Here is an 8,755-nt window from a genome sequence, read left to right as displayed (position 1 = left end):
GGGATGTCGACGAAGGCGTCGCCGAGACGGTGCAGCATCTCGGTGCTGATCGCCGTGTGCGTCGACGAGTGCTTGGTGCGGTCGGCTCCGCGCGACTGCGCGGCCGGTGGCTCCAGGCCGGTGTGGCCCTCGACGTCCGTGCCGGAGTACGCCGTGTCGGCCGGCTCCTGCTCGGCCTCCTTCAGGGCTGCCTTGGTCTCGACGAAGACGCGCTCCAGCTGCTGCTGGTAGTCGCGCAGCACGACCCCGGCGTCCTCGACGGTGATGTCGCCGCGGCCGATGAGGGACTCGGTGTAGAGCTTGCGGACAGAGCGCTTCTGCTCGATCAGGTCGTACATCAGCGGCTGGGTGTACGACGGGTCGTCGCCCTCGTTGTGACCGCGACGGCGGTAGCAGACGAGGTCGATGACGACGTCCTTGTTGAAGGTTTGGCGGTACTCGAAGGCGAGCCGGGCGACGCGGATGCAGGCCTCGGGGTCGTCGCCGTTGACGTGGAAGATCGGCGCCTGGACCATCCGGGCGACGTCGGTGCAGTAGAGCGAGGAACGGGACGCGCCCGGCGACGTGGTGAAGCCCACCTGGTTGTTGACGACGAGGTGGATGGTGCCGCCGGTGCGGTAGCCCCGCAGCTGCGACAGGTTCAGGGTCTCGGCGACCACGCCCTGGCCCGCGAACGCTGCGTCGCCGTGGACCAGCAGGGGGAGCACGGGGAACTCCAGACCGCGGTCGAGGACGTCCTGCTTGGCCCGGGTGATGCCCTCGAGCACCGGGTCGACCGCCTCGAGGTGGGACGGGTTCGCGGCGACCGACACCTTGATCTTGTCGCGGCTGCCGGCGACGAACTCGCCCTCGGCGCCGAGGTGGTACTTCACGTCCCCGGAGCCCTGCACGGTGCGCGGGTCGATGTTGCCCTCGAACTCCCGGAAGATCTGGGAGTACTTCTTGCCCACGATGTTGGCCAGCACGTTGAGCCGGCCACGGTGGGCCATGCCGATGCAGACCTCGTCGAGCTCGGCCTCGGCGGCCGCCTCGCAGATCTCGTCGATCAGCGGGACCGTGGTCTCGCTGCCCTCGAGGCTGAACCGCTTCTGCCCGACGAACTTGGTCTGCAGGAACGTCTCGAACGCCTCGGCCTGGTTGAGCTTGAGCATGATCCGCAGCTGCTCCTCGCGAGGAGGCTTGGTGTGCGGCTGCTCCACGCGCTCCTGGATCCAGCGACGCTGCTCGGGATCCATGATGTGCATGTACTCGATGCCGGTGGTGCGGCAGTAGGAGTCGCGCAGGATGCCGAGGATCGTGCGCAGCTTCATGAACCGGCGGCCCTCGCCGCCGAAGGAGCCGGTCGCGAACTCCCGGTCGAGGTCCCACAGGGTCAGGCCGTGCGACTCGACCTCGAGGTCGGGGTGGCTGCGCTGGCGGTACTCCAGGGGATCGGTGTCGGCCATCATGTGGCCGCGCACCCGGTAGGCGTGGATCAGCTCCAGGATCCTGGCCTGCTTGCTGATCTCGTCGTCGTGGGACGTCGCGATGTCCTGGGACCAGCGGATCGGCTCGTAGGGGATGCGAAGGGAGCGGAAGATCTCGTCGTAGAAGTCGTCCTCGCCGAGCAGGAGCTGGTGGACCCGGCGCAGGAAGTCGCCCGACTGGGCGCCCTGGATGACGCGGTGGTCGTAGGTCGACGTGAGGGTCATCACCTTGCCGATGGCGTTGCGGGCGATGGCCTCCTCGGACGCGCCCTGCCAGCCGGGCGGGTACTCCATGGCGCCCACGCCGATGATCGCGCCCTGCCCCTTCATCAGCCGCGGCACCGAGTGGTTGGTGCCGAGCGTGCCGGGGTTGGTCAGGGAGATGGTGGTGCCCTGGAAGTCCTCGATCGTCAGCTTGCCGTTGCGCGCCTTCCGGACGATGTCCTCGTAGCCGGTCCAGAAGGCGGCGAAGTCCATCGTCTCGGCGGCCTTGATCGACGGCACCAGCAGGGCGCGGGTGCCGTCCTTCTTCGGGATGTCGATCGCGAGGCCGAGGTTGATGTGGGCCGGGGTGATCAGGTTGGGCTTGCCGTCGATGACGTCGTACCCGACGTTCATCTCGGGCATCGACTTCAGCGCCTTGATCAGGGCGTAGCCGATGATGTGGGTGAACGACACCTTGCCGCCGCGGGCGCGGGCGAGGTGGTTGTTGATCACGGTCCGGTTGTCCCAGAGCAGCTTGACCGGCACGGTGCGGACCGAGGTCGCCACCGGGACGCTCAGCGAGGCGTCCATGTTCTGCACGGTGCGGGCCGGGGCGCCGCGCAGGATGCTGTAGGTCGGCTGGTCGCTGGCCTCGGCCTGGGCCGGCGGCTTGGGGTCCTTGGCCACGGGGCGGCCCTCACCCTTGGCCGGCTCGGCCGCGGCCGACTCCGGGCGCGGCTTGGCCTTGGGGGCGGGACCGGACCCGTCGGACTTCTTCTGGGTCTCGGCGGGCTTCGGCTTCTCCTCGGCCCGGGGCTCCGACGTGGCCTCGGCCTGCTGGGACCGGGGCTTGGTCTCGGCCGGCTTGCCCTCAGACTTCTTCGCCTCGGCGGCCGAGCCTCCCGACCCGTTGCTCTTGAAGTACTTCGCCCACTCCGGGGGGACGCTCTGGGGGTCCAGCTTGTACTGCTCGTACATCTCGTCGACGAGCCACTCATTGGCTCCGAAGTCGCCCGAGGGGGACGCTGCCGGCTGTGACGTGGACTTTTGGCCTGAGGACTGCGGCACGGCTAGGTTCGCCTCTTCCCTTTCGTACGAGTGGACTCCGGCCTCAAGGCTAGTCCCACACGCCTGCAAATGCGCGGCGGAGGGGCTGCCTTCGGGCATGGTGTAGCTCGATCGACCAAACGTGAGGATCCTGGGTCATGAAATTGGCCAGCCGGCCAGCCCTCGTGGTGGCCTCGATGCTGATGTGTCTGTCCATGGCGGCGACCGCCTGCAGCGACGACGGAGGAGGCGGCGCCGAGTCGCAGCCGCCCCTGCCGAGCGGCGAGCCCAGCGCGTTCCAGATCGAGACCACCACCAAGATCGGCCGGGTGGTGGGGCGGCTCCCGAAGCAGACGCAGCGGCGCGTGTCGCGTCAGGTCACCCCCGTCGTGCAGCGCTGGTTCAACGCCGCCTACGTCGGCGGCGACTACCCGCGCAGGAACTTCCGGGACGCGTTCCCCGGCTTCACCCCCGGGGCTCGTGCCCAGGCGCGTCGCGACATCAGGCTGATGAGCAACGTCGACGTCGGCGACAGGATCAGCGGGGTCACGCCGAAGGTCAGCGAGGTCTGGCTCGACGTGCTCGCAGTCCGCAAGCACGCAGTCGCGGTCACCGCCCGGTTCCACCTGGCGTTCAAGACCCACGGTGACCTCGATCGCCGGGTCGGCGTCCATGGCCGGGTGCTGCTGACGCGCGCGAAGCCGGGATGGCGGATCTTCGCCTACCACGTCGCCAAGACAGGAGCCGCGGCATGACCGACCGTATGACCGACCGCATGACCCCCGGCATGACCCATGGGGCGACCAACGGCCGGACCCAGGGTGTGACGCTGTTCCGACGCCTCCTCCGCCCCGTCGTACTCACCCTGGTGCTGGCGACGGCGGCCCTCGTCGTTCCCAACTCGGCGGTGCACACCACAGATGCCGAGCTGGTCAAGCTCCACACCGCCGAGGGCGTCGACGCCGGCCCCGACATGATCTGGATCCTGGGCGTCGGCTCGGATGCGCGGCCCGGCCAGGTGATGACCAGGAGCCGCGGCGACGCGCTGCAGCTGGTGGGGCTCAACACGCGGACCGGTGCCGCGGCGGCGATCGGGATCCCCCGTGACTCGGTCGTGACCATCCCCGGCCGCGGCCGGGACCGGGTCAACGCCGCCCTCTACTACGGGGGACCCGAGCTCATGGGCCGCGCCGTCGGCAACCTCGTCGGCGTCCAGCCTGACTATGTGTTCGTCACGCGCTTCCCGTTCTTCGAGGACATGATCAGCGACATCGGCGGGATCACCGTCACCAACCCGCGGGCCTTCAGCGACCCCTACCTGAAGCCGAAGGGCTTCGAGAAGGGCCGCATCCACCTCACCGGGTACGAGGCGATGGCGTTCTCGCGGATCCGCAAGAGCCTGCCCGGTGGCGACTTCGACAGGTCGGCCAACCAGCAACGGACCCTGCGTGGGATCTACGCGAGGATCCGGTCCCAGGCCGACCGTCCGGGGTTCATCGAGCGCGGCATCCTGACCGTGATGCAGCACACGCAGACCAACCTGCCGGCCGCCGAGCTCTTCAGGATCGCCCAGGCCGTGGCCCAGGTCGACGGGTCGAAGATCAGCACCTGCGTGGTGCAGGGGTCGATCGGCTCGATGGGCTCCGCGAGCGTGGTGTTCCCCTTCGTGAGCCAGGCTCGCCGCTACGGCAACGACGCCCGCAAGGACGCCACCATCAAGAAGTGCTAGGGCCGGGAAGGCCCCGAGCAGCGGGTGTGAGACGGCCCTCACGGCGCTGGTTGAAATTCGTAGGGGTAAGACCGGGGAAGCGTGGGTATACACCTCAGCACTTGCCCGGATGTGCGGGCTTCGCAATCAGCGGACGCTGGGCTCAGTCGGCTGGAGATCGAGAGGCATGAGAATGATCGACTGGGACTCGGAGAACTGGGGCAACGGCGTTCACTTTGCGGCCGACGGCTCCTGGGTCACCGACAAGCACGGTGACGACGACGCCGGGCTGGACTACTGAGCGCGGCGTAGCCCGCGGGTGGGCAGGAGCCGCCGCGCGATGTCGACCAGGCAGGCCGCTGCTTCGAATTTCGGCGGGGGATGATCGGCGGGAACGTCGACGTGGATCGCTCGGCCCGGATGATGAAGGGCGCCCCCGCTAGGATTCGAACCTAGGCTCCCGCCTCCGGAGGGCGGTGCTCTATCCCCTGAGCTACGGGGGCTCGAAGGGTGCGGGGATGACCATACAACCGGCCCGCGGGGGAGAAGAAACCGCGGCTCACCCAGCCCTCGATACTCGTTCGGGACAGGCGAGGCGGCGCCGATAGGCTGGGCCGGTGACTCCCGAGCAGCTCTCCGCCGCGATCGTCGACGTCCTGACGCGTCTGGTCGACGAGGGTGCGATCACCCTGCCCGCAGGGGTGCCCACGACGGTGACGGTGGAGCGGCCCCGCCTGCAGGGACACGGCGACTACGCGACCAACGTCGCGATGCAGCTCGCCAAGCAGGCCGGCACCAACCCGCGCGCACTCGCCGAGCTCGTCAGGGTGCCTCTCGAGGCGACCGACGGCGTCGCCGGTGTCGAGGTCGCCGGGCCCGGGTTCCTCAACATCTCGGTCGAGGCCGGAGCCCAGGGCGAGGTCGCGGCGCAGATCGTGGCGGCCGGGGCGGCCTACGGCCACACCGAGACCCTGGCCGGTCACAGGATCAACGTCGAGTTCATCTCCGCCAACCCGACCGGGCCGATCCACCTGGGCCACACCCGGTGGGCGGTCGTGGGTGACGCCATCGCCCGCGTCCTCGAGGCGGCCGGGGCCGACGTGACCCGCGAGTTCTACATCAACGATCGCGGCAACCAGATGAATCTCTTCGCCCTCTCCCTGGAGGCCGCCGCCCTCGGACGTGAGGTCCCCGCCGACGGCTACCGCGGCGACTACATCCCCGAGCTGGCGCAGAAGATCGTGGCCGACATCCCGGGCATCCTGGACCTCCCCGACGACGAGCGGCTGACCGCCTTCCGCGAGGCCGGCTACGCCCTGCAGCTGCAGGAGCAGAAGGACCAGCTCGACTCGTTCCGGACCCACATCGACGTCTGGTTCTCCGAGCGGTCCCTCCACGACAGCGAGGACGTGGCGTCGGGCCTGGAGAAGCTGCGCGGCGAGGGCCACCTGTTCGATGCCGACGGCGCACTGTGGATGCGGACCACCGACTTCGGCGACGACAAGGACCGTGTCCTGATCCGTACCAACGGCGAGCTCACCTACTTCGCCAGCGACACGGCGTACTACGTCAACAAGCGGGAGCGCGGCTTCGACCGCCTGCTCTACCTGCTCGGCGCCGACCACCACGGGTACGTCGGGCGGTTGCGCGCGATGGCTGCGTGCACCGGGGACGACCCGGCGCAGACGCTCGAGGTCCTGATCGGCCAGATGGTGAAGATCATGCGAGGCGACCAGGAGGTGAAGCTGTCCAAGCGTTCCGGCGACCTGGTGACGCTCGAGGAGCTGGTCGACCTGATCGGGGTCGACCCGCTTCGATACACGCTCGCCCGCTATCCCAGCGACTCGCCGCTCACGCTCGATGTCGCCGAGATCACCCGGCAGGCCTCCGACAACCCGGTCTTCTACGTCCAGTACGCCCACGCGCGGGTCTCCTCCATCCTGCGCAACGGGGCCGACCTGGGGCTGGAGCCGGCGAAGTCCGAGGACTTCGACCCCTCCCTGCTGTCACACGAGAAGGAGGGGGCGCTGCTGCGGGCCCTCGCCGAGTTCCCCCGGGTGGTGGCGAGCGCGGCCCAGCTCCGCGAGCCGCACCGCGTGGCGCGCTACCTCGAGGACACCGCCGCGACCTACCACCGCTTCTACGACACCTGCCGAGTGCTGCCGATGGGCGACGAGGAGCCCACCGACCTGCACCGGGCGCGGCTGCTGCTGGTGGCCGCGACGCGCACGGTGCTCGCCAACGGGCTCGCACTGCTCGGCGTCTCCGCGCCCGAGCGGATGTGACGCGGGCGCCATGCCTTCCCACGAAGCCGGCTGGGCCCATGCCGACGGTGCCCTGAAGGGGCCGTCATGGCTGCGCGAGCCGGCCGACCCCAACGCCCTGGTGCCCCACCTGTGGTCGACGACCGCTCGCAAGGTCGACGGCGTGCTCGAGGTCGGTGGGGTCCCGCTCCCGGACCTCGCCGCTGACGTGAACACCCCGGCGTACGTCCTCGACGAGGCCGACTTCCGGGCCCGGGCCCGCGCCTTCCGCGACGCGTTCGGGGCGTACGACGTCTTCTACGCCGGCAAGGCGTTCCTCTGCACCGCCGTGGCCCGGTGGATCGACGAGGAGGGACTGTCCCTCGACGTCTGCTCCTCCGGTGAGCTGACCGTCGCCCTGCGGGCCGGCTTCCCGCCGGGGCGGATCGGCTACCACGGCAACAACAAGACCTTTCCCGAGCTGCGTCGGGCGGTCGACGTGGGGGTCGGCCGGATCATCGTCGACTCGTTCGTCGAGGTCGAGCGGCTGGCCCGGATCACCGCGGACCTCGGGCGCAGGGTCGGCGTGATGGTGCGCGTGACCGCGGGAGTCGAGGCCCACACGCACGAGTACATCGCGACCGCCCACGAGGACCAGAAGTTCGGCTTCAGCATCACCAGCGGCGACGCCCTGGAGGCCGTCCGGCGGGTGCTCGCCGCCGAGGGGCTGGATCTGCTCGGCCTGCACAGCCACATCGGGAGCCAGATCTTCGACTCCTCCGGGTTCGAGGTGGCCGCCCGCCGGGTGCTGGCGCTGCACGCGCGGATCGGCGACGAGCTCGCCGTCGAGCTCGATGGGCGGAGCCTCCCCGAGCTGGACCTCGGTGGTGGCTTCGGGATCGCGTACACCACCCAGGACGACCCCTCCGATCCGTCGCAGCTGGCCACGGAGATCACCAAGATCGTCGAGCACGAGTGCCGCGCCCTCGGCATCGAGGTACCCCGGCTGTCCATCGAGCCCGGTCGCGCGATCGCCGGCCCGGCGACGTGCACCCTCTACACCGTCGGCACGGTCAAGGAGGTGGCGCTCGACGGCGGCGCGCGACGCACCTACGTCTCGGTCGACGGCGGCATGAGCGACAACGTCCGCCCCGCGCTCTACGACGCCGACTTCTCCTGCACCCTGGCGTCCCGGGCGAGCACGGCTCCGCCGGTGCTGGCCCGGGTCGTGGGCAAGCACTGCGAGGCGGGCGACATCGTGGTCAAGGACGAGTTCCTGCCCGGGGATCTCGCCCCAGGGGACCTGCTCGCCGTCCCCGGCACGGGTGCGTACTGTCGCTCCCTGTCCTCGAACTACAACCACGCCCTGCGGCCCCCGGTGGTCGCGGTGCGGGACGGCGGAATCCGGGTTCTGGTCCGCCGCGAGACCGAGGACGACATGCTGGCGACAGACATGGGGGCGACGGACGTGGGAGAGGTGCGGTGATGTCAGGCCAGGCGCTCAAGGTCGCCGTGCTCGGCTGCGGGTCTGTCGGTTCGCAGGTGGTCCGGCTGCTCACCGAGCAGGCCGCCGACCTGCGCGCCCGCGTGGGCGCCCCGGTTGAGCTCGTCGGCGTCGGCGTACGACGCCTCGACGCGCCCCGCGACGTGCAGATCCCCGACGGGCTGCTCACCACCGACTCGGCCGGTCTCGTCGCCCGCGACGACGTCGACCTGGTGATCGAGGTCATCGGCGGCATCGAGCCGGCCCGGTCGCTGATCCTCGCCGCGCTGGAGAGCGGTGCCTCCGTGGTCACCGCCAACAAGGCGCTGCTGGCCGAGGACGGCCCGACCCTCTTCGAGGCGGCCGACAAGGCCGGACGCGACCTCTACTACGAGGCCGCCGTGGCCGGAGCGATCCCGATCCTGCGGCCGCTGCGTGAGTCGCTGGCCGGGGACCGGGTCACCCGCGTGCTCGGGATCGTCAACGGCACCACCAACTACATCCTCGACAAGATGGACACCTCCGGCGCCGGCTTCTCCGAGGCGCTCGAGGAGGCCCAGGAGCTCGGCTATGCCGAGGCCGACCCCACCGCCGACGTCGAGGG

General features: G+C 69.9%; 6 protein-coding genes and 1 tRNA gene. 5 read left to right on the top strand and 2 right to left on the bottom strand.

Annotation, left to right across the window (positions count from 1 at the left end; genetic code table 11):
• A partial coding sequence (locus tag VFN12_RS06300; RefSeq protein WP_325117761.1) for a multifunctional oxoglutarate decarboxylase/oxoglutarate dehydrogenase thiamine pyrophosphate-binding subunit/dihydrolipoyllysine-residue succinyltransferase subunit occupies nucleotides 1-2,648 on the bottom strand: 2,648 nt, incomplete at its 3' end.
• A 227-nt stretch (nucleotides 2,649-2,875) separates the two neighbouring features.
• Here VFN12_RS06300 and VFN12_RS06295 point away from each other — a divergent pair.
• Both VFN12_RS06295 and VFN12_RS06290 read left to right on the top strand, forming a co-directional pair.
• Nucleotides 2,876-3,472: a hypothetical protein gene (locus VFN12_RS06295; protein ID WP_325117759.1), complete on the top strand. Its 597-nt coding sequence runs from the start codon at nucleotides 2,876-2,878 to the stop codon at nucleotides 3,470-3,472.
• Nucleotides 3,469-4,446, top strand: coding sequence for an LCP family protein (locus VFN12_RS06290; protein ID WP_325117758.1), 978 nt, complete (start codon nucleotides 3,469-3,471; stop codon nucleotides 4,444-4,446). The genes VFN12_RS06295 and VFN12_RS06290 overlap by 4 nt, the downstream gene beginning before the upstream one ends.
• A 410-nt stretch (nucleotides 4,447-4,856) precedes the next feature.
• Here the strand turns inward: VFN12_RS06290 and VFN12_RS06285 are convergent.
• Nucleotides 4,857-4,928, bottom strand: a tRNA-Arg gene (locus tag VFN12_RS06285).
• Between the two features lie 114 nt (nucleotides 4,929-5,042).
• On the opposite strand from VFN12_RS06285, the gene argS reads away from it, so the two are divergent.
• From argS to VFN12_RS06270, 3 genes are all read left to right on the top strand, one after another.
• Complete coding sequence (gene argS, locus VFN12_RS06280) at nucleotides 5,043-6,710, top strand: arginine--tRNA ligase (protein WP_325117757.1); 1,668 nt, start codon at nucleotides 5,043-5,045, stop codon at nucleotides 6,708-6,710.
• Between the two features lie 10 nt (nucleotides 6,711-6,720).
• Nucleotides 6,721-8,154 (top strand): diaminopimelate decarboxylase, encoded by a 1,434-nt coding sequence (gene lysA / locus VFN12_RS06275; RefSeq protein ID WP_325117756.1) that lies wholly within the window; start codon nucleotides 6,721-6,723, stop codon nucleotides 8,152-8,154.
• On the top strand, nucleotides 8,154-8,755 hold a 602-nt coding region (locus VFN12_RS06270; RefSeq protein WP_325117755.1), incomplete at its 3' end, for a homoserine dehydrogenase. The genes lysA and VFN12_RS06270, both read left to right, overlap by 1 nt.

It is taken from the genome of Nocardioides sp., assembly GCF_035703625.1.
GTDB lineage: Bacteria > Actinomycetota > Actinomycetes > Propionibacteriales > Nocardioidaceae > Nocardioides.
The sequence above is the reverse complement of the archived record's forward strand: the minus strand, read 5'-3'. Positions and strand labels throughout refer to the sequence as shown.